The 18,472-nt window shown below is 62.8% G+C and carries 24 protein-coding genes, 1 other RNA gene and 1 pseudogene; 4 read left to right on the forward strand and 22 right to left on the reverse strand.

Translation table 11 applies throughout. The annotated features are described in order from the left end of the window. The first annotated feature begins 100 nt into the window (after positions 1–100). Entirely contained in the window at positions 101–943 is an 843-nt protein-coding gene (locus ABW22_RS04905) for a thioredoxin family protein (RefSeq protein ID WP_059752572.1), read from the forward strand. Positions 944–988: 45 nt separating this feature from the next. Here ABW22_RS04905 and ABW22_RS04910 read toward each other — a convergent pair whose 3' ends face one another. The 5 genes from ABW22_RS04910 to ABW22_RS04930 form a co-directional block, all read right to left on the reverse strand. Next, positions 989–1,387 (reverse strand): c-type cytochrome, encoded by a 399-nt coding sequence (locus tag ABW22_RS04910; RefSeq protein ID WP_059752575.1) that lies wholly within the window; start codon positions 1,385–1,387, stop codon positions 989–991. A gap of 98 nt (positions 1,388–1,485) precedes the next feature. Further along, on the reverse strand, positions 1,486–2,046 hold the full coding sequence (greB, locus tag ABW22_RS04915) for a transcription elongation factor GreB (protein WP_059752577.1): 561 nt from the start codon (positions 2,044–2,046) through the stop codon (positions 1,486–1,488). Beyond that, positions 2,043–2,243, reverse strand: coding sequence for a DUF2905 domain-containing protein (locus ABW22_RS04920; RefSeq protein ID WP_059752580.1), 201 nt, complete (start codon positions 2,241–2,243; stop codon positions 2,043–2,045). Before ABW22_RS04920 ends, greB begins: the two co-directional genes overlap by 4 nt. An 82-nt stretch (positions 2,244–2,325) precedes the next feature. Then, complete coding sequence (locus ABW22_RS04925; protein ID WP_059752583.1) at positions 2,326–2,532, reverse strand: hypothetical protein; 207 nt, start codon at positions 2,530–2,532, stop codon at positions 2,326–2,328. Next, entirely contained in the window at positions 2,529–3,077 is a 549-nt protein-coding gene (locus ABW22_RS04930; protein ID WP_059752586.1) for a pyridoxamine 5'-phosphate oxidase family protein, read from the reverse strand. Before ABW22_RS04930 ends, ABW22_RS04925 begins: the two co-directional genes overlap by 4 nt. Before the next feature lie 64 nt (positions 3,078–3,141). On the opposite strand from ABW22_RS04930, the gene ABW22_RS04935 reads away from it, so the two are divergent. Next, positions 3,142–3,217: non-coding RNA, sX9 sRNA (locus ABW22_RS04935), on the forward strand. A gap of 7 nt (positions 3,218–3,224) precedes the next feature. Here ABW22_RS04935 and ABW22_RS04940 read toward each other — a convergent pair. From ABW22_RS04940 to ABW22_RS05005, 14 genes are all read right to left on the reverse strand, one after another. Continuing rightward, entirely contained in the window at positions 3,225–3,806 is a 582-nt protein-coding gene (locus tag ABW22_RS04940) for an LON peptidase substrate-binding domain-containing protein (RefSeq protein WP_059752588.1), read from the reverse strand. Next, positions 3,799–4,419, reverse strand: a complete 621-nt coding sequence (locus tag ABW22_RS04945; RefSeq protein WP_059752591.1) for a flavin prenyltransferase UbiX — start codon at positions 4,417–4,419, stop codon at positions 3,799–3,801. The genes ABW22_RS04940 and ABW22_RS04945 overlap by 8 nt, the downstream gene beginning before the upstream one ends. Continuing rightward, positions 4,395–4,955 (reverse strand): Gx transporter family protein, encoded by a 561-nt coding sequence (locus ABW22_RS04950; protein ID WP_059752594.1) that lies wholly within the window; start codon positions 4,953–4,955, stop codon positions 4,395–4,397. The genes ABW22_RS04945 and ABW22_RS04950 overlap by 25 nt, the downstream gene beginning before the upstream one ends. Continuing rightward, a complete protein-coding gene (locus ABW22_RS04955; protein ID WP_059752597.1) occupies positions 4,936–5,298 on the reverse strand; it encodes a NusG domain II-containing protein in 363 nt (120 codons plus the stop codon). Before ABW22_RS04955 ends, ABW22_RS04950 begins: the two co-directional genes overlap by 20 nt. A gap of 166 nt (positions 5,299–5,464) precedes the next feature. After that, positions 5,465–6,301 (reverse strand): RNase adapter RapZ, encoded by an 837-nt coding sequence (rapZ, locus tag ABW22_RS04960; protein WP_059752599.1) that lies wholly within the window; start codon positions 6,299–6,301, stop codon positions 5,465–5,467. Further along, complete coding sequence (gene hprK, locus ABW22_RS04965; protein WP_059752603.1) at positions 6,302–7,252, reverse strand: HPr(Ser) kinase/phosphatase; 951 nt, start codon at positions 7,250–7,252, stop codon at positions 6,302–6,304. A gap of 11 nt (positions 7,253–7,263) precedes the next feature. Then, positions 7,264–7,719 carry a PTS sugar transporter subunit IIA gene (locus tag ABW22_RS04970; RefSeq protein WP_059752607.1) on the reverse strand — a complete coding sequence of 152 codons (456 nt, stop codon included), beginning with the start codon at positions 7,717–7,719 and terminating at the stop codon, positions 7,264–7,266. Between the two features lie 96 nt (positions 7,720–7,815). After that, positions 7,816–8,151: a ribosome hibernation-promoting factor, HPF/YfiA family gene (hpf, locus tag ABW22_RS04975; protein ID WP_059752609.1), complete on the reverse strand. Its 336-nt coding sequence runs from the start codon at positions 8,149–8,151 to the stop codon at positions 7,816–7,818. Between the two features lie 156 nt (positions 8,152–8,307). Continuing rightward, positions 8,308–9,747, reverse strand: coding sequence for an RNA polymerase factor sigma-54 (locus tag ABW22_RS04980; RefSeq protein ID WP_059752610.1), 1,440 nt, complete (start codon positions 9,745–9,747; stop codon positions 8,308–8,310). A gap of 80 nt (positions 9,748–9,827) precedes the next feature. After that, positions 9,828–10,550 (reverse strand): LPS export ABC transporter ATP-binding protein, encoded by a 723-nt coding sequence (gene lptB, locus ABW22_RS04985; RefSeq protein ID WP_059752613.1) that lies wholly within the window; start codon positions 10,548–10,550, stop codon positions 9,828–9,830. After that, entirely contained in the window at positions 10,547–11,080 is a 534-nt protein-coding gene (gene lptA, locus ABW22_RS04990; RefSeq protein WP_059752615.1) for a lipopolysaccharide transport periplasmic protein LptA, read from the reverse strand. The genes lptB and lptA overlap by 4 nt, the downstream gene beginning before the upstream one ends. Before the next feature lie 5 nt (positions 11,081–11,085). Further along, the gene (gene lptC, locus ABW22_RS04995) at positions 11,086–11,667 is read right to left on the reverse strand and encodes an LPS export ABC transporter periplasmic protein LptC (protein ID WP_059752618.1); all 582 of its coding nucleotides are present in this window, start codon (positions 11,665–11,667) and stop codon (positions 11,086–11,088) included. 46 nt (positions 11,668–11,713) lie between these two features. Next, positions 11,714–12,241 (reverse strand): KdsC family phosphatase, encoded by a 528-nt coding sequence (locus tag ABW22_RS05000; RefSeq protein WP_059752620.1) that lies wholly within the window; start codon positions 12,239–12,241, stop codon positions 11,714–11,716. Positions 12,242–12,388: 147 nt separating this feature from the next. After that, positions 12,389–13,375, reverse strand: a complete 987-nt coding sequence (locus ABW22_RS05005; protein WP_059752624.1) for a KpsF/GutQ family sugar-phosphate isomerase — start codon at positions 13,373–13,375, stop codon at positions 12,389–12,391. A 250-nt stretch (positions 13,376–13,625) separates the two neighbouring features. Here ABW22_RS05005 and ABW22_RS05010 point away from each other — a divergent pair, with 250 nt between their 5' ends. Next, positions 13,626–15,596, forward strand: coding sequence for a monovalent cation:proton antiporter family protein (locus ABW22_RS05010; protein WP_059752825.1), 1,971 nt, complete (start codon positions 13,626–13,628; stop codon positions 15,594–15,596). 27 nt (positions 15,597–15,623) lie between these two features. On the opposite strand, the pseudogene ABW22_RS17935 reads toward ABW22_RS05010, so the two are convergent. The 3 genes and pseudogenes from ABW22_RS17935 to ABW22_RS05025 all read right to left on the reverse strand — a co-directional run bounded on the left by ABW22_RS17935 (position 15,624) and on the right by ABW22_RS05025 (position 18,212). Continuing rightward, positions 15,624–16,601 (reverse strand): annotated as a pseudogene (locus tag ABW22_RS17935) (nucleotidyl transferase AbiEii/AbiGii toxin family protein). Then, complete coding sequence (locus tag ABW22_RS05020; protein WP_059752626.1) at positions 16,601–17,437, reverse strand: type IV toxin-antitoxin system AbiEi family antitoxin domain-containing protein; 837 nt, start codon at positions 17,435–17,437, stop codon at positions 16,601–16,603. Before ABW22_RS05020 ends, ABW22_RS17935 begins: the two are co-directional and overlap by 1 nt. 286 nt (positions 17,438–17,723) lie before the next feature. Then, on the reverse strand, positions 17,724–18,212 hold the full coding sequence (locus ABW22_RS05025; RefSeq protein WP_059752633.1) for a hypothetical protein: 489 nt from the start codon (positions 18,210–18,212) through the stop codon (positions 17,724–17,726). Here ABW22_RS05025 and ABW22_RS17220 point away from each other — a divergent pair. Continuing rightward, complete coding sequence (locus ABW22_RS17220; RefSeq protein ID WP_157648551.1) at positions 18,201–18,461, forward strand: hypothetical protein; 261 nt, start codon at positions 18,201–18,203, stop codon at positions 18,459–18,461. The genes ABW22_RS05025 and ABW22_RS17220 overlap by 12 nt on opposite strands. Positions 18,462–18,472: the final 11 nt, after the last annotated feature.

Raw genomic sequence — 18,472 nt, forward strand, 5'->3', positions numbered from 1 at the left:
CCGCGTCGCTGCGCTCCTCGCAACGACGAATTAATCAGCGCCTCCCTAAGCTAGTCTGATTTAAGCCGAGGCCATCCGGCAGATTTGAAGCGGAGTTTCCATGACTGAGCATGCCCTCGACGTCGGCCTTGCCGACTTCCCGCAACACGTTCTCGAAGAATCGAAGCATCGCCCGGTGCTGGTCGATTTCTGGGCGCCCTGGTGCGGCCCCTGCAAGTCGCTGAAACCCGTCCTGGAAAAGCTCGCCGCCGAATACGGCGGCAAGTTCCTGCTCGCCAAGGTCAATTCAGACGACAACCAGGCGCTCGCCACGCGCTACGGCGTGCGCGGCATTCCCAGCGTCAAGGCCTTCGTCGACGGCGAGCCGGTCGATGAATTCTCCGGTGCGCTGCCGGAATCCGAGGTGCGCGCCTTCCTCGATCGACTGGTGCCCGGCCCGGCTGACGAACTGCGTGCAGAGGCCGCCGAACTGCGTCTTGCGGGCGATATGTCTGCCGCGTTGCAGAAGCTGGCCGATGCTTCGAAAATCGCCCCTGCCCATGTCGGCGTGCGGCTCGACGCCGCTGAAATCATGCTCGACCTCGGCGAAGCCGACGAAATCCGCCGTCTGATTGCGGGCATGGCGGACGATGCCGACCCACGCGTGCCGCAGTTAAAAGCCCGATTGCAGTTCATGGGCGCAGCCGGCGAAGACGAGGCGGCGCTGAGCGCGCGGGTGGCGGCAGACGAAAACGATCTGGAGGCGCGGCTGAAATTGGCCAAGCTGCTGGTCGCCGCCGGGCAGTACGAAGCGGGGATGGACCAGTTGCTGGAAATCGTCCGCCGCGATCGCGGCTTCGGCGACGATATCGGCCGCAAGACCCTGCTGTCGGTATTCGACCTGCTGGGTGGCGGCGAACGGGTGAGCCGCTACCGGCGCCTGCTGGCCAGCGCGCTGTACTGAGTTTGCCTGTCTTCGCGTTGCGTGAAGGCAGCTAGCCCCGTTGCCTTATTCCCCGGCGTAGATTGAAACTGCGGCGATTTCCGCATCGCTGAGCCCCGCCACGGCCTGGGCCATTACGGCGGTTTGCGCCCCCAGGGTTTTGCCCGCGCGGTAGTCCAGCAGTTTCTGCTGCATGGCAGCAGGCGTCAGCCCCCTGAGCGCGGGGTTGTTGTCGATCCCCTGACCCAGGTCGCCGTGGCAGCTTATGCACTTGGCGCTATAGACATCCAGGCCGTAAGGCTGGGCCTCGGGCGGCAGCGCCGCCAGAATGTCTGAAGGATCGGGCAAGCTGGATGCGGCCGATCCGGCCTGCAACGCGGCCTCCCCGCTGGGTGCGGTGGCGTCACCACAGGCGGCAAGCGCCGCAAACAACAACAGGCTGGTACCGAGATGGACAGGTTTCATGATGGCCTCGTGGAATCAATGGGGACAGGGGGCGCAACTTCTTCAATCAGGCGTGCAGGGTGGCTGCCCGTGACTATTCCGATAGTGTCACACGCCGCTCAGTCGATGGCCTGATAGCGCACTTCGACGATTTCCACCTCGCGCCGTCCGTCCGGCGTCTGCACGCTGACGGTGTCGCCTTCGCGCGCCTTCAGCAGCGCACGCGCCATCGGCGAAATCCAGGCAATGCGGCCGCGCCCGGCGTCGGCTTCGTCGGTGCCGACGATGGCGTAGGTGGACTCGCGCCCGTCCTGGTCGGCGACGGTGACGGTGGCGCCGAAGAACACCTGATCGGTGTCCTCGCGGGTGGCGGGGTCGACCACCTCGGCGTGTTCCAGTCGCTTGGACAGAAAGCGGATGCGGCGATCGACCTCGCGCAGGCGTTTCTTGCCGTAGATGTAGTCGCCGTTTTCCGAGCGGTCACCGTTGCTGGCGGCCCAGGAGATCGTTTCCACCAGCTTGGGCCGCTCGTTTTTCCACAGATGATTGAATTCGGCGTCGAGCTGCGCGTAGCCTGCGGGCGTCATGTAATTCTTCGACCCGACGGGCAGCGCCGGCGCTGCGACGTCGTCTTCGTCGGCGTCCGCCGCGTCGGTTTCCTTAACAAATGCTTTATTCATCGACCCAACAGATAGGCAAGTAGCGAGAGCAGCAGCGACATGAGAATGACGCTGGTGAAGGGGAAGTAGAAGGTGCCGCGCGCGCGCTTGACCCGCAGGTCGCCCGGCAGTCGCCCCAGGCCGAGGCGGTTGAGCCAGGGGGTGAACAGGCCCAGGATCAGCAGGGCTGCAATCAGGGTGACCAGCCATTTCAACATGATGACAGTTTAGCCGATGCGGCCTGGCCGCAGGCTGAACGCGCCCGGATTTCTCCGGGGTCCGGGTGACGGGAAATGACGCTTAGGGCTGGGTTGCCGCTTCCAGCTGTTGGCGCTGCGCATCGGCAGCGTCCCGAACCTGTTGCTCGACCGCGCGTGCTTTTTCCATCGCCTGAATCTGGGTTTCGAACGCCGGGTTGGGTTTGCGTTCGGTTTCGGGCTGCGGCGGCGGCGTCGGGTCGCAGGCGCTCAGGATCAACCCAAGCAGAATCGGGATTCGTTTCATCATGCGTCCTCCAGCAGACCGGTGGGCAGGCCGTCAATGCTGACCTGGTTTTTTTCGCGCCAGTAATCCAGTAAACCCACCGCGCCTTTCTTGTCGGCCCAGCGCGCCAGGGTGTCGCGTTCACCCAGGTAGGTGTACATCGGCACGGCGTAACCGCACGAGGTCTGCACCGATTCGATGTCGAGCACGATGAGCTGGCGTTCGCCAGGCAGGGCGGGAAAGTGGCGGCGCAGTTCGCTCCACGTGGGATCCTGCCGGCGCACGGCGCGGCCGCGTCCATACAGGCGCAGGATCAGCGGGTTGGCGTCGAAGCTGCACCACATCATCGTCATGCGGCCGTCGTGCTTCAGATGGGCTGCGGTTTCGTTGCCGCTGCCGGTGAGATCGAGATAGGCCACGCGATTCGCGTCGAGCACGCGCAGGCTGTCCATGCCCTTGGGCGACAGGTTGAGGTGACTGTCGGCGGTGCCGGTGGCGGTGAAGAACAGGTTCTGCGCAGCGATGAAGTCGCGGTGTTTGGCTTCAAGTGCGGGATAGAAGCGCGCCATCTGGATACCCCTATAAATCTACTGCGCAACCATGATCCGGGCGCGTCCGGTGCTCTGAATCCTCATGTACTTCCATGTACATTCCGGTTCCTGCGCTCCGGGCGCGTCCGGCTGATGGCCGCTCGCTACGATTTCTAGAGGTATCCATCAGTTGATCTGCTTTTTGAGGAAATTGGTGAGGATGCGCAGGCGCATCACGCTGTCGTTCATTTCCAGCAAATTCTGCTTGATGGAGCGCTTGAGCGGCAGCACTTCTGACAGCCGGTAGCCGACCCACACCGCGTTGTCGAATTCATGCGGCATGGGGAAATGGGCGTCGCCGTATTCGTCGATGATATGGCGCAGGATTTCGACGGCAAGTTCGAGCTCGTTGGGGATGGCGCTGGCGGGCTCGACACTGACCGCGTCCACGTTGCCGATGAGCAGGCCGCTGGGTTCGGTGCGGGTGCTGCGGACGACGAAGCGTTCCGCTGCCTGCGTGTCAATGTGCAGGATGCCGGTCTGCGGCATGTCCCAGTCGGTGATGTGCACGCGGGTGCCGACAGCGTAGGGAACAGCGGGGGTGCCGACCTCGCTGCCTTCGCGGATGATGCAGATGCCGAACGGCGTGTTGTCGGCGATGGCCTGTTTGACCATGTCGAGATAACGCTGCTCGAAAATCCGCAGCGGCAGCTGCCCGCCGGGGAACACCACGGTATTGAGCGGGAACAGGGGCAGGGTGTCACTCACCGGCCGTCCCCCAGCGTGCCATCAGTTGGTGCTGGATTCCCAGTTGGTCGAGAATGCGGGCGACGATGAAATCGACGATGTCTTCGACCGATTGCGGATGATGATAAAAGCCAGGGTTGGCGGGCAGGATCACTGCATTCATCCTCGACAGCCTCAGCATGTTTTCCAGGTGCAGGGTGGAAAACGGCGCTTCGCGCGGGACGAGAATGAGTTTGCGCTGCTCTTTCAGCATCACGTCGGCCGCGCGCTCGATCAGGTTGTCGGACAGGCCGTGGGCGATGGCGGCGAGCGTGCCCATCGAGCACGGGCACACCACCATCGCATCGGCCGGATTGGTGCCGGAAGCGACCGGCGCATTCCAGTCCTCGCGGCCAAACACGCGCAGCTGGCCGTCGCGTGCGTTCAGGCTTTCGCTCAGCTGTTTTTCGAGATCGCCGGCGCGCGCCAGCAGCGCCACGCCGAGTTCCTGTTTGGCGACGATGTGCGCGGCCTGCGACAGCAGCAGGTAAACGCGCACGTCGGCGGCCAGCAGGCATTCGAGCAGGCGCATGCCATAGGCCATGCCGGAGGCGCCGGTGAGCGCCAGGGTTACGGTATTGACGGTGGGGTGCATGACCCGGATTGTCGCCCGGATGACACAGGACCGGCAAGCAGACGCGCCACGATGACGCCGTTCACCGCGCCAAAAATCAGTGCGGCGGCGGCAAACACCGGCAGCAGCTTGAGCAATGCCGCAGCGGGCAGCAGCCATATCCCGGCCAGCGCGAGTTGGCCGCCGATGTGGCCGAACGCCGCCAGCACCGACAGGCTGACCGGGCCGAAATAGCGGTCGGGGAGGTGGCGCGCCAGCCCCAGTACCGACAGGCTGACGAGCGCGCCGGCGGCCGCCAGCCAGAAGCCCGGCGCAAACAGGCTGCCGAGCAGCAGGCCGCCGGCCAGCAGGCGCAACACGGACACCCAGGCCGCCGCGCGCCAGCCGTATTGAAGCAGCACCAGCAGAATGACGATGTTGGCCAGCCCCGGTTTCACCCCGGGGATAGGACTGGGAATCGCCGCTTCGGCCAGCGTCAGCCCGATCGCCAGCGCCGCCAGCCGCGCAATGCGGCGGTCGTCGGCGGTGACCGGCAATTCAATAGCCGAGCGTGTCATAGGCGGGGACGCGGCCCCGGATTTCGAGGCTGACCTGGTTCGGCAGGCACAGCGCCGTCTGGCCGGAAAGCGTGAGCCAGCCCTGTTTCACGCACAGTTGGCGCGGCGACGGGTCCGCTGCGACGCGGGCGCGGCCGGGCTCGATCTCGATCCGCGTGGTGCCGAGCGGGCCGTCGATGGAGACGCTTTGCGCGTGGGTGAGGGGGGCGGTTTTGACCACCTGGCCGGCGGCGCGGATGACGGCCGTGTCGCCGCGATCACCGCCCCATGCATATACCGTCAGCGCGGCAACCAGGCCGCCGCCGAGCAGCAGCACGCCCATGTCGCCGGCGCGCAGTATCATCCTAAGAACCCCACCACAGAGACACAGAGGCACGGAGAACGGCAGGAAATCAATGGGTTGTCGATCAACCAGCCTTCACCCATCGGGTGGGCACACTGACACATGCACGGTGTCGTCTTTCCTCTGTGCTCTCTGTGCCTCTGTGGTTCAACTGCGGTTTCAAGGATCATGACAGTTCGCGGTGCCGCACCAGCACCTGCTCGCGTTCGCGGAAGGCGGCGGCCAGCGTTTCGGCGAAGTAGACGCTGCGGTGCTGGCCGCCGGTGCAGCCGATGGCGACCGTCAGGTAGGCGCGATGGTCGCGGATGAAGCACGGCAGCCAGTTTTCGACAAAGCCGCGGATATCAGCCAGGAGCGCCATGGCGTTGGGGCTGGACTCGATAAAGTCCTGCACCGGCTGGTCGCGCCCTGTGAGCGGGCGCAGCTCGGCGACATAGTGCGGGTTGGGCAGGCAGCGCACGTCGAACACCAGGTCGGCGTCGAGCGGAATGCCGTGCTTGAAGCCGAAGGACTCGAACAGCAGCGTGATGCGCGAACGGTCCTGTCCGATCAGGTCCTTGATCCACAGCCGCAGCGCCGCGGCGGAGAGGTCACTGGTGTCGATTCGATGCGCCAGCGGCGCGATGTCGGCGAGCATCTCGCGTTCGAGCTGGATGGCTTCCTGCAGCGACACGCTGTCGCTGGACAGCGGATGGCGCCGCCGCGTTTCGGAAAAGCGCTTGACCAGCGTCAGCGTCTTGGATTCGAGGAAGATCACCCGCAGGTCGGCGCCCTGTTCGCGCAGTGCTTCGGCAATCTGTGGCAGTTGCGAAAAGCTCGCACTGCTGCGCGCGTCGATGGCGATGGCGATGCGGGTGTGGCCTTCGTGCCTCAGATAGTCGACCAGCGGCTGCAGCATGGCCAGCGGCAGGTTGTCGACGCAGTAATAGCCGACGTCTTCCAGCACCGCAATGGCGATGCTTTTGCCCGACCCCGACAGTCCAGAGACCAGAACGATCTGCACTCAACTGCCCTCGTTGATGGCCGCCTGCTGGCGCTGGATGAACTGCTCGACCGGATTGATGCCGCGGCGTTTGAGGAGGTGATTGCGCACCGCCACCTCGACCAGCACCGCGAGGTTGCGGCCGGCCGCAACCGGGATACGTACCTTGGGAATAGCGACGTCGAGGATGGTCTCGGTCGACGCTACCATGTCGAGCCGGTTGAGACCGACTTCGCCCACTTCTTCCGGATGCACCAGTTCGACAATGAGATTGAGGTTCTTTTTCGGCTTGACCGCCATTTCGCCGAACAGGAAGCGGATATTGAGAATGCCCAGGCCGCGCACTTCGAGAAAATCGCGGATCAGCGGTGGGCAGCTGCCTTCCAGCGTTTGGGGTGCGACGTGCTTTAGTTCGACCACGTCGTCGGCGATCAGCCGATGGCTGCGCGAGATGAGCTCCAGCGCCAGCTCGCTCTTGCCGACGCCGGCGTCGCCCTTGAGCAGGACGCCGGTACCGAGCACCTCGAGAAACACGCCGTGGATCGAGGTGGCCTCGGCCAGTCGCTGCGTCAGGTAATGCCCCAGGTAGGACATCAGGATGGGGCTCGCGAGCGTCGACGTGAACAGCGGGGTTTCGGTGCGCTCGGCACTGTCGAGCAGAACTGCCGGCACGGCTTCGCCGCTGGAGACGACGATGGCTGCCAGTTCGGTCGAAAACAGGTGATCGATGGCGTCCTGCAGGCCGGACTCGGACAGGCTGCGCAGATAGCCCATTTCGGCAGGCCCCAGCACCTGTACCCGGTTGGGGTGCACAAAATTGAGATGCCCGATGAGGGCCAGAGTCGGTTTCTGGATGGTTTCGGAAGACAGGGTACGCTTGCCGCCATCACGCCCCGCTATCCACTGCAGGGACAATTGTTCCGCCATGTCGCGAAACAGCGTCTCGACCGAAACCTGGCTGGGTTCGTCCATGCGCCGAGCGGCTAGCTTGACCACGATTCGAGCAGCGCGATCAATTCGGATGGGGTGTCGGCCGCCAGCATTTTTGAGCGCATGGCATCGTCTCCAAACAGCTGGGCCAGTTCGCCCAGAATCTGCAGATGGCGTTCGTTGGCATCCTTGGGAACCAGCAAAATGAAGCACAGCGACACCGGCTGGTTGTCGGGGGCGTCGAATTCGATCGGGATCTTCAGGCGGTAAAACGCGCCGCTGGCATCCTTCAGGCCCTTGATGCGGCCGTGCGGAATGGCGATGCCGTAGCCAAGCGCGGTCGAACCCAGGCGTTCGCGTTCGAACAGGCTGGTGAAAATGTCGGTGGATTTGAGCCCGTGGGTCTGGGCGAGCAGCTCGGCAGCGTGTTCGAACAGTTTCTTCTTGCTGGAAAAACTCATGTCCAGCAAGGTGGTGTCGGGCGTGATAAGGGGAGCGATTAGGTTCATGCCGGTTGCGAAGCCGGGGGAAGGGAGTCCGGCGCCTGGAAATTATACGCCCGGAGTGTCTCCGGGCGGGGTTGCCTCAATTCGGACGGATCGGCGTCAGGCAACGGTTTCTGTCGGTTGATGTTTCAAACCGCCGCTGGCCTGATGGACATCCGCGGTTTTTTCCTTGTGCTTGACGATCTGGCGATCCAGCTTGTCGGCCAGAAAGTCAATCGCGGCGTACATGTTGCCGTCCTCGCTGTGCGCATTGAAGTCGTGGCCCTTGACGTGCAGGGTGGCTTCCACTTTGTGCACCAGCTTTTCCACCTGCATGATCACGGTCACGTTGATGACGTGGTCGAAGTGGCGTTTGACGCGGTCGAGTTTCTCGGAAACATAGTCGCGGATGGCTGGGGTCACTTCCAGATGATGACCGGAAATTGTCAAATTCATAGAGCCTCCTAAGTCTGCTTGATAAAGCTGAAAACCGGCTTTCTGTCCCGTTTCAGGAGCGACAGCGTGCGCTCGATTTCATTGTGAGACGAAAGCGGGGCACATTCAAGCGTGACGCGGCCTTTTGGCCGGGATGGCACGGGAAAGCGTTTGCGATCAAAGCGCGCGGCGCATGTTTGCGGGGGGGATTTGCAGCAATTCGCGGTATTTGGCGACGGTGCGGCGGGCCACCACGATGCCCTGCTGGCCGAGCACGTCGGCCAGCTGGCCGTCGGACAGCGGTTTCTTGCCGCTTTCGGCGGCGATCAGCTGTTTGATCAGCGCCCGGATGGCGGTCGACGAGCAGGCGCCGCCACTGTCGGTGGCGACATGGCTGCCGAAGAAATACTTCAGTTCGTACAGGCCGCGCGGCGTCATCATGAATTTTTGTGTGGTCACGCGTGAAATGGTCGATTCGTGCAGCTCAACCGTGTCGGCGATCTCGCGCAACACCAGCGGGCGCATCGCTACATCGCCGTGCTCGAAGAACTGCTTCTGGCGGTCGACGATGGCCTGCGAGACGCGCAGGATGGTGTCGAAGCGCTGTTGCACGTTCTTGATCAGCCAGCGTGCTTCCTGCAGCTGGCTGGCCAGCTGGCTGCCACCGTTTTCGCGGTGGCGCGCCAGGATGTCGGCATAGACGCGGTTGACGCGCAGCCTGGGCATGGCGTCGGCATTGAGGCTGGCGATCCACATGCCCTTGATCTTGCGTATATAGACGTCGGGAATGACGTAGTGCGTTTCGTCGGCGCCGAAGGCCGCGCCGGGACGCGGGTTCAGGGACAGGATCAGGGCACGCGCAGCACGCAGCGCGGGGTCGTCGATTCCGAGCATTTTTTTCAGCTTGCCGACATCGCGCGCGGCGAGCAGATCGAGATAATGCGCCGTCAGCCGCATGGCGGCGTCGCGCGCCGGGGTGTCGGGGGACAGGGCGCGCAGCTGCAGGGTCAGGCATTCAGCCAGGTTGCGCGCGCCGACGCCGGTCGGGTCCATGTTTTGCAGGTGCTTGAGCGCGGTTTCGACCTCCTGGGGTTCGAGCTCCTCGATTTCGGCCTGCAGACTGGCGGTGATGTCTTCCAGCGGCTGGGTAAGAAAGCCGGCTTCGTCGAGGTCGTCGATCAGCGCGGCAACCAGCGTGCGGTCGCGCAAGGTCAGTGGGCTGACGATCAGCTGGTTCAGCAGGTGTTCGCGCAAGGTTGAACCCGATACCGAGCCTTGCTCATAGTCGCTGTCTTCGTCATTGCTGCCGGCCGCACTGTAGTCGTTCCAGTCGGAATCATCGAGCGAGGTCACCGGATCGGATTCGGAGCTCTCGGGCTGAGGGGCTTCCGTGCTCTGCGCCTCAGCCTCGGCCGTGTGGACGGGGGCCTCGGCGGCCGCCAGGCTGACTTCGTCTTCGTTCTCGTCCTCGCGTTCCAGCAGCGGATTGTCCTGCAGCATCTGCTCCAGTTCCTGGTTCAATTCCAGCGTCGACAACTGCAGCAGCCGGATCGACTGCTGCAGTTGCGGCGTCAGGGTAAGGTGTTGACCGAGCTTGAGTTGAAGGCTGTGTTTCATGAAACCTGACTACGGCAAAAATCGTGCCGACTTGAATCAAGTGTAGCGCGTGTTGCGTGATTTGTTTGCCGGGTCCGGGATTACAGGCGGAAATTTTCGCCTAGATAGACCTTGCGTGCGTTGTCGTCCTGGATGATGAGGTCGGGCGTGCCGGCGATCAGCAGACGTCCTTCATTGATGATGTAGGCGCGGTCGCAGATGCCCAGGGTTTCGCGCACGTTGTGGTCGGTGATGAGCACGCCGATGTCGCGCTCGATCAAAAAATGCACCAGTTTCTGGATGTCGAGCACGGCAATGGGGTCGACCCCGGCGAAGGGCTCGTCAAGCAGGATGAAGCGCGGATTGATCGCCAGTGCGCGCGCGATTTCCACTCGGCGGCGCTCGCCGCCGGACAGGCTGATGGCGGCCGCCTCGCGCAGGTGGCCGATATGCAGGTCTTCCAGCAGGTTGTTGAGGTGTTCCTCGCGCTCATCCTTGCTGTAGGGCTTGAGCTCCAGAATGGCGCGGATGTTCTCCTCCACCGTCATCTTGCGGAAGATCGACGGCTCCTGCGGCAGGTAGGCCAGCCCCAGCCGTGCACGCTGGTGAATTTCCATGTGGGTGAGGTCGTGCGTATCCATCTGCACGCTGCCGCCGTCGGCTGCGACCAGTCCGACCACCATGTAGAAACAGGTGGTCTTGCCGGCGCCGTTGGGCCCCAGCAGGCCGACCACCTCGCCGCTATTGACCTCGAACGAGACGTCGTGGACTACGGTGCGTTTGCCATACGTCTTGCGCAGGCGCTGGGCGGAAATCTGGCTCATGGTTTCTCGGCGGGCTGGTCGGTACGCGGTTTCGGGCGGATGACGGCGCGTACCCGGCCGGCCGGGGTTTTTGCATCAGGCTGGCCGACGACCTTGTAGAATTCGGTATTGGCATTGTAGGAAATCTGCGCGCCGCGCAGTTCGTCGCTGCCGCGCCGCAGCTGGGCCTGGCCGATCATTTCAAGCTGGCTGTTGACGCTGTTGTACTCGATGCGGTCGGCAAACCCATCGATGAACTCGTCGCGGCCATCGAGCTTCTGGCGGAACGTCGCGGGGCGGCCGGTGGCGCTGAGCGTGTCGAGCCCTTCCGCGTTTTGTGTCGCCTGCACGCGGTCGGCGCGCAGCATCAGCGTGCCCTGGCTCAAAATCACATTGCCCTGGTAGACGCTGACTTTCCTGATGTCATCGATGGTGACCATGTCCGCTTCGAGGTTGACCGGCTTGTCGCGGTCGGCTTTTTCGGCGTGGGCAGGGGAGGCCAGCAACGCGGCACACAGCGCCGCATAACAACCCATCTTCAATGTGTGCATGGCATTCATGAACCTTGGTTTTGTCGGGAAATATAACGGGCATGCACCCGTCCTGTCAGTTTGATGAGGCGTTGTCCGGCGTCGTATTCCATGGCGCCCGCGCGCACCGCCAGGGAGGCGTCGAGGATTTCGACGGCGCCCGGTGCGCGCAGCAGGTCGCGTTCGGGAAAAACAAGCAGCTGTGCCGTGCGCAGGGTCATGGCGGATTGTCCAGGGCGGGCGGCACGTTCCACGACGACGTCGCCGCGCAGTTCCACCTCCTGGCCGTCGGGCGAGACGGTGGCCTGCTTGGCCACTGCGCTCACTTCGCCGGCCTCGACGTCGAGTTGGACGAAGTGGGGCGATTCCAGTTCGGTGCGCTTGCTGCCTGAATAATGCTTGAGCTTTTTGCCGGACAAGCGGTAATGCGGTTTGCCCGCCGGATCGGTGCGCAGCGCATCGAAGTTTTCCATGATGCCTTCGGGGTCGGTTTGGCTCGCTTCGCTGCTGATCTCCGTCAGTTGCGCCGCACGCTCGATCCAGAAGCTGAGTGCGGCCAGCAGCAGCAAAATCACCAGCGGCAGCCACAGCGAGCCCCGCGTGATCATGCTGTCCTCAAATCCGCGCTGCGCGACGGGGTCGGGCCACGGCGCTTCATTTCAGATAGGGTGCCAGCGCCGCGTCCAGCGTGCCCTGCGCGCGCATCAGGAATTCGCAGGCTTCGCGCACCGCGCCGCGCCCGGCTTCGCGGGTGGTGGTGTAGTGGCTGTGCGCCTTCACCAACTCGGGCGCGGCGGGCACGGTGATCGCCAGGCCGGCGCGCCGCATCACCGGCAGGTCGACCACGTCGTCGCCCATGTAGGCGGTGGCCTCGCAATCGATGCCGAGTTCGCGGCAGAGTGCCTCGTACACGGCCAGCTTGTTGTGCGCGCCCTGGTGGATGATCTCGATGCCGAGGTTTTTCGCGCGGTTTTCCACCACGCGCGAGCTGCGGCCGGTGATGATGGCAAGCTCGACGCCGCTGCTTTTGAGCATTTTCAGGCCGTGGCCGTCGAGCGAGTTGAAGCCCTTGTATTCCTGTCCGTCGTCAGCCAGAAACAGGGTGCCGTCGGTCATCACGCCGTCGACGTCGAAGGCGATCAGCCGGATCTTTTGTGCACGTTCGATCAAAGTTGTACTCACCTTAAAGCCCTCACCACAGAGGCACAGAGGCACAGAGGCACAGAGAAAGTCGAGTCAACAAAGGGGCGCGTGAAAAGCCAGGCCAAGCTGTTGGTTTTACTCGGTGTCTCTGTGCCTCCGTGGTGAGAACTGAGGTTTTTGGGTTCATCACACCACCCCCGCTTTCAGCAGGTCGTGCATGTTGAGCGCGCCGACCAAAGTGTTGTCGGGGTCGACCACCAGCAGGCCGTTGATTTTCAGGGTGTCCATTTTTTCCACCGCCGCCACGGCGAGTTCGTCCGCGCCGATCGTCTTGGGATTGGGCGTCATCAGGTCGGTCACCCGTGCCTGCTGCAGATCGAGCGCATGCTCCAGCGCCCGGCGCAGGTCGCCGTCGGTGAACACCCCTACCACTTTCCCGGCGGGGTCGACCACGGCAGTCATGCCGAGGCCCTTTTTCGTCATTTCGAGCAGGGCGACCTTGAGCGAGGCATCGTGATCGATTTTCGGCAGTTCGTCGCCGCTGTGCATGACGTCGCGCACATGCACCAGCAGGCGCCGGCCGAGGCTGCCGCCAGGATGGGAGCGGGCAAAATCATCGGCCGAAAAGCCGCGCGCATCGAGCAGCGCCACCGCCAGCGCGTCGCCCAGCGCCAGTGCCGCCGTGGTACTGGCGGTGGGCGCCAGGTTGAGCGGACAGGCTTCCTTGTCGACGGACGCATTGAGGTGGGCGTCGGCCTCGCGCGCCAGGGTCGAATGCGGGTTGCCGGTCATCGCGATGAGCTTGGCGCCGCGCCGCTTGATGAGCGGCACGATGCAAACGATTTCGTTGCTCTCGCCCGAATTCGACAACGCCAGCACGACATCGTTTTGCGTGATCATGCCGAGGTCGCCATGGCTGGCTTCGCCCGGATGCATGAAAAACGCCGGCGTGCCGGTGGACGCCAGGGTGGCGGCGATCTTGCCGCCGATATGCCCGGACTTGCCCATGCCCGACACCACCACGCGGCCGCTGCACGCGAGGATCAGGTGCACCGCGTCGGCAAAGCCGGCGTCGAGGCGGGAGGACGTGGTACGCAGGGCGTCGGCTTCGATGTCGAGCACCTGGCGCGCAAGCGCGAGCAAATGTTCGGTGGAGGTGGGTTGGGGTCGCATGGTCGGCAAGTATACTAAAGCCTGCCTTTCCAGCCGCGTTTTCTCGATCCCGAGCACCGCGGTTGCACCACAGAGATATGTCCCGAAGGGAAGGGACGGTATCCCTTGGGACACAGAGACACAGAGGAAAACCAATGGCTTATGGCACGCAGAGAATGAGTCCAAGGGGCGGGAGGGGTGTTTCTGGCAAGCCTGCGTATCTTCGGGTTTCTCTGTGCCTCTGTGCCTCTGTGGTGAGGGGTTTGGTTTGATCCATAGCAGCCTCCAGCTCGTTTTGATTCTGCTCGCGGTTGCCGTGCTGGTGACGGCTGCCGCGCGCGCCTTGCGCCTGCCGACCCTGCTCGGCTATCTGGTGACCGGCATCGCCATCGGGCCGTTTGCGCTGGGCTGGATTCCGGACAGCGAGGAGGCGCGTTACCTGGCCGAATTCGGCGTGGTCTTCCTGATGTTCTCCATCGGCCTGGAATTCAGCCTGCCGCGCCTGATGACCATGCGCATGACGGTGTTTGGCTTCGGCGGCGCGCAGGTCGTGCTTACCATCGTGCTCACCGCGCTCATTGCCTGGCTGCTCGACTTGCCGCTGCTGGCGGCCATCGCGCTGGGCGGCATCATGTCGATGTCGTCCACCGCGATCGTGTCGAAGCTCCTGGCCGAACGGCTGGAAATCCAGACCCCGCACGGGCGCCAGATATTCGGCGCGCTGCTGTTCCAGGACCTGGCGGTGGTGCCGCTGTTGATCCTGATCCCGGCGTTCGCCATGGATGCCGACAACATGGGTTGGGTGCTGGGGCTGGCCACGTTCAAGGCGGTGGTGGTGCTGGGCTTTTTGCTGTTCGTCGGCCAGCGCATCATGCGCCCGTGGTTCCAGTGGGTGGCCGGTCACAAGTCGCCCGAATTGTTTACGCTCAATCTGCTGCTGTTCACCCTGGGGCTGGCTTTCCTCACCGAAAGTGCCGGCCTGTCGCTGGCGCTGGGCGCCTTCCTGGCGGGCATGCTGATCTCGGAGACCGAATACCGCTACCAGGTGGAAGACGACATCAAGCCCTTCCGCGATGTGTTGCTGGGCCTGTTTTTCGTCACCATCGGGATGCGGCTCGACCTGATGCAGGTGATGCTGAACTGGAGCGACGTGCTGCTGCTGGTGGCGGCCATCGTTATCGGCAAGGTCCTGCTGGTGGGAGGGCTGGCGATGGCGTTCGGCAGCAGCCGGCCCACCGCCGTGCGCACGGCATTGGGGCTGGCGCAGGCGGGCGAATTCGGTTTCGTGCTGCTGGCACAGGCAGCCGACCTGAAACTGCTGGGCGCCGAGATCACCCAGCCGGTGCTGGCGGCGATGGTGTTGTCGATGCTGATCGCCCCGCTCTTGATCAACCGCATGGACGCGCTCACCCGCCTGATTGCCGGCAGCGAGTGGGCCGGGCGTGCCAAGGAAGTGCACGACATCGCGGTCAAGACCTTCGGCAAGGCCCAGCACGTGATCGTCTGCGGCTATGGCCGCAGCGGCCAGAACCTGGCGCGCCTGCTGGAGGCCGAGGGCATCACCTTCGTCGCGCTCGACGCCGACCCCGAGCGCATCCGCGCGGTGGCCGCGTCAGGCGTCAACGTGGTGTATGGCGATGCCAGCCGCCGCGAAGTGCTGGTCGCCGCCGGACTCAGCCGCGCGCAGGCCGTGGTGGTGACCTATTCCGACTTGCGTTCGAGCATGGCCATCCTGCGCCACGTGCGCGAACTGCGGCCGGAACTGCCGGTGGTGGTGCGCACCATCGACGACACCCACATCGACGCGCTGAAAGCGGCGGGCGCGGCCGAAGTGGTGTCCGAGGTGATGGAAGGCTCGCTGATGCTGGCGTCGCACGCGCTGATGCTGCTGGGCGTGCCGCTCACCCAGGTGCTGAAGCGGATCCGCGAGGTGCGCGAAACGCGCTACGCCATGATGCGCGGCTTTTTCCGCGGCGCCAGCGACGCCGACGATGAACTCGATCAGCACGCCCAGCCGCGCCTGCATACCGTGCTGATCACGCAGGGCGCGGCTGCGGCCGGCCGCAGCCTGGAAGACCTGGCGCTGGACGAATTGCTGGTGGAAGTGGTGGCGATCCGCCGCCAGGGAATCAAGGGCGTCGATCCGCAGCCTGACACCGAAATCAAGGTCGGCGACGTGCTGGTGCTGCGCGGCGCCGCCGATGGTCTGGCGGCGGCGGAGTTCAGGGTGTTGCAGGGGTAGGTCTGGCCGGCTTCGTCGCCAGGCGGGTCAGCTGTCTGCTTTTGGCAAGTCGGCAGCGCGTACTGCGCGCAGCACTTCACGAAAGACATCATCGAACTGTGGAAGGCTACCCATTTGATGCGAGAGCCGATTAGTCCAAAGGCGCCGCAGACGATCTTCTTTGGCAGCGATCGCCTGCTCTATGCCAGCAACGGTGCGCTTGCGCAGTGCCAGCTTTGCATCGAGCTCAATCCGCATCTCGGCAATGCGCAAGTCGGTGGAGCCGAATAAATACCATAGGTCATACAGGTCGCGCGGCTCGTTGCGTGCCCGATCGCTCAAGGCTAGGGAAACACTGATTAATTCGATATAACCGTCATTGCGAGCGAAGCGCGGCAATCCAGCGCATTGATTAAGCAGGCATTTCTGGATTGCCGCGTCGCTTCGCTCCTCGCAAAGACGGATTAATCAGCGTCTCCCTAGCAGTTTTTCAACTACGATCTCTTCGATAGCGTAGACCTTCACGGCCCGTCCTTCTGGCAAGTCGTCGAAGCTGTCGTAGGTGCGCAGGATCGGACGGTCCCGCAGCGGAAAACACAAGACCTCGTTGATCGTGATATCAACCTTCACATCGTTCGCGGCCGGCAGTGGCCCCTGGTAACGCAAATAGAAGGTATGGCTGTTCTGGTGGCCGTGGCGATCTTCGCGATCGAAAGCGATCAGTATCCCGGATGCGTCTGCGACCCTGGCGAAGATTTCGTTCAAGCCCGCAAGGATATCTTCGAGGGCGACCTGCCGAATTAACGTGAAATCCAGGTCTTCCGAAAAACGGTAGTCCTCGAACCAGCACCGTCGCAGGGCCGTACCACCCTTGAAGGCGAGCACATCGCACAACGGATGCCCGGCCAGGCCGACCAGGAGCCATGCCAGCACGTAATCGCGTTCGATGGCGGCTTCGGGGACGCGTCGCCCACCAGCAGTCACCAGTTTATTCGCGATCAGGGAAATGTTGCGTTGGGGAATCATCAGCCAAGTCTCACGGCATCCAGTTCTTCCGGCGTCACGTTGAGCTGGAGCCGCCAGCGCGAGACGAAGCTCCCCTCGGCAGGCAGCAACGGATCAAGCCGCTGATAGGTCGCCGTCAGCGTAGAGCGTAGCCGTTCCAGCGCGGAGGCATCAGCCAGGCCATAGTGCTCCAGCAGGAACCCGAGGCGTCGCACGACGGCACCGACGCCGAGGTGCAGCGCGTAGTCCACCAGCCGGTCGGCTTTCAGCACATCGCGCTTCATCCATAAGCCCTTGGCGACTTCGGTGATACCCCCGGCAAATGCCGGGTGCCTCAACCCATCGATGATGGTGCGCTCCATGTCGCTGATCATCACGAAGCGCTCCTTGTCGATCCAGTGCTTCGACAGCCCGAACGCTTGTGCGGAAGTGATGTGGATGAAGCGGAAGTCGTAGCCGCCGACAGTCTGCGGGCGTACGCGCCGTGTACACGACACGTAGATGGTGAAGGTCGGCTGCGTCACCATGCGGTGCAACTCAAGCGCGGTTCCGTGCGACAGAAAGCAGGGTGCCGCGCCAGCGAGCTCTTGGGCGATCAGGTAAGGGCTGCCGACGTGCTCGGTAGCCCAGCCGAGTTCGAAGGGGACGAGATTGTATAGCCCCGGCTTCAGTCGGGTGACCAAGCCCCGCTGCTGGGCCTTGTGCACAAGATTGCGTGCCGCAGCCGCAGACAGGCCAGTGATCAAACGCACATCCGCCAAGGTGAACGTGGGTTTGCGCAGTTCATTAACGGAGGTAAATAGCTGTGCTGCGCGCGGGCCGAGCGTCTTTAATTGTGAATGATATTTTACGATCATTTTGATTCCATATCGGAAACGTATAGCGATAAAATAGTAACAGCGGTTGCAAATAATGGCAAATATGTCTCCCTGAATGATACGGATTGATCTTGAAATATGTAACTGAAGGCGATGCCGCCTGGATGCCGCTTGCTGTTTGTAGTGCAGGTTTTTCGTCCAAGGCGGCAAGGGATACGCGCCTACAAGGTAATTACCGGGTCGGATAAGGGCATCCCAAGGTATCAAATGGCTTTTATTGCGGAGTTCTGGCTTCTCAAATGGCTTTTATTGCGGAGTTCTGGCTTCAATCCGTACCCAAGGGCTTTGGCAGTTCATTGAACTCGGCCTCGAAGACTCGTTTAACTTCGGCTTGTAGAATCGGATCAGGCTCGCCTGATGCGCCGTGTTTTCCAATCACGTGCAGGCCGCGAGACCGAAGCATCTGTGCGAGCGAAGTTTCCAGCGGCGCGATTTGATCTCTGAACTTCCGATGCAGCGCCAGGGTGGCCTGCTCGGGAAACAAGGGGCCGAACGCGAGAAGCTCGAACTCGCATTTGAGTGGGTCGAGCTCCTGCGCGCGAACATGCCTGAGCAATGTGTTCGCCTTCGCATTTGCTCGGGTGTCGAGATGTTGGCCAAGGCGCGAGAACGGGGATGCAGCGTATTGAGACGAGCTATCTCCGGTGCGGCCAACGTAAAAGAACTTTTGTTCCCCGCAACTGATACGCCATGCGTAAAGCCAGAAGCCGCGCTCAAGAATGGCGCCAGGGAAAGAAGTGCGATGCAGATTCATGCGCGGAAGACTGCTATCAACGACTGGATCGCGCCATTAACGAGCAATCTGGGTTCCGCTCCAGATGCTCAAAATGTGCGGCGGCGCGGCCGCCAGATCTATGAGGGCGCACAGCTTGGCCGCATTCGATGCAGCGAAAGTCCGGGCGTTCATCAGCAGAATTTCTTATGTCAAGCGCAACATCTACCTCAATGGCTCGCCCATTCAGTAAACAAGCTGTTATTTTTGGCATATTCGGAGCGTTTATGAGCCCAAATAGA

The organism is Thiobacillus denitrificans, assembly GCF_001530125.1.
GTDB lineage: Bacteria > Pseudomonadota > Gammaproteobacteria > Burkholderiales > Thiobacillaceae > Thiobacillus > Thiobacillus denitrificans_C.

Coding starts and splice junctions, on each gene's coding strand:
- ABW22_RS04905 (WP_059752572.1), top strand. CDS start 101: ATGACTGAGCATGCCCTCGACGTCGGCCTTGCCGACTTCCCGCAACAC.
- ABW22_RS04910 (WP_059752575.1), bottom strand. CDS start 1,387: ATGAAACCTGTCCATCTCGGTACCAGCCTGTTGTTGTTTGCGGCGCTT.
- greB (WP_059752577.1), bottom strand. CDS start 2,046: ATGAATAAAGCATTTGTTAAGGAAACCGACGCGGCGGACGCCGACGAA.
- ABW22_RS04920 (WP_059752580.1), bottom strand. CDS start 2,243: ATGTTGAAATGGCTGGTCACCCTGATTGCAGCCCTGCTGATCCTGGGC.
- ABW22_RS04925 (WP_059752583.1), bottom strand. CDS start 2,532: ATGATGAAACGAATCCCGATTCTGCTTGGGTTGATCCTGAGCGCCTGC.
- ABW22_RS04930 (WP_059752586.1), bottom strand. CDS start 3,077: ATGGCGCGCTTCTATCCCGCACTTGAAGCCAAACACCGCGACTTCATC.
- ABW22_RS04945 (WP_059752591.1), bottom strand. CDS start 4,419: ATGCACCCCACCGTCAATACCGTAACCCTGGCGCTCACCGGCGCCTCC.
- ABW22_RS04950 (WP_059752594.1), bottom strand. CDS start 4,955: ATGACACGCTCGGCTATTGAATTGCCGGTCACCGCCGACGACCGCCGC.
- ABW22_RS04955 (WP_059752597.1), bottom strand. CDS start 5,298: ATGATACTGCGCGCCGGCGACATGGGCGTGCTGCTGCTCGGCGGCGGC.
- hprK (WP_059752603.1), bottom strand. CDS start 7,252: ATGGACGAACCCAGCCAGGTTTCGGTCGAGACGCTGTTTCGCGACATG.
- ABW22_RS04970 (WP_059752607.1), bottom strand. CDS start 7,719: ATGAACCTAATCGCTCCCCTTATCACGCCCGACACCACCTTGCTGGAC.
- hpf (WP_059752609.1), bottom strand. CDS start 8,151: ATGAATTTGACAATTTCCGGTCATCATCTGGAAGTGACCCCAGCCATC.
- ABW22_RS04980 (WP_059752610.1), bottom strand. CDS start 9,747: ATGAAACACAGCCTTCAACTCAAGCTCGGTCAACACCTTACCCTGACG.
- lptB (WP_059752613.1), bottom strand. CDS start 10,550: ATGAGCCAGATTTCCGCCCAGCGCCTGCGCAAGACGTATGGCAAACGC.
- lptA (WP_059752615.1), bottom strand. CDS start 11,080: ATGCACACATTGAAGATGGGTTGTTATGCGGCGCTGTGTGCCGCGTTG.
- lptC (WP_059752618.1), bottom strand. CDS start 11,667: ATGATCACGCGGGGCTCGCTGTGGCTGCCGCTGGTGATTTTGCTGCTG.
- ABW22_RS05005 (WP_059752624.1), bottom strand. CDS start 13,375: ATGCGACCCCAACCCACCTCCACCGAACATTTGCTCGCGCTTGCGCGC.
- ABW22_RS05020 (WP_059752626.1), bottom strand. CDS start 17,437: ATGATCGTAAAATATCATTCACAATTAAAGACGCTCGGCCCGCGCGCA.
- ABW22_RS17220 (WP_157648551.1), top strand. CDS start 18,201: ATGCAGATTCATGCGCGGAAGACTGCTATCAACGACTGGATCGCGCCA.
- ABW22_RS05025 (WP_059752633.1), bottom strand. CDS start 18,212: ATGAATCTGCATCGCACTTCTTTCCCTGGCGCCATTCTTGAGCGCGGC.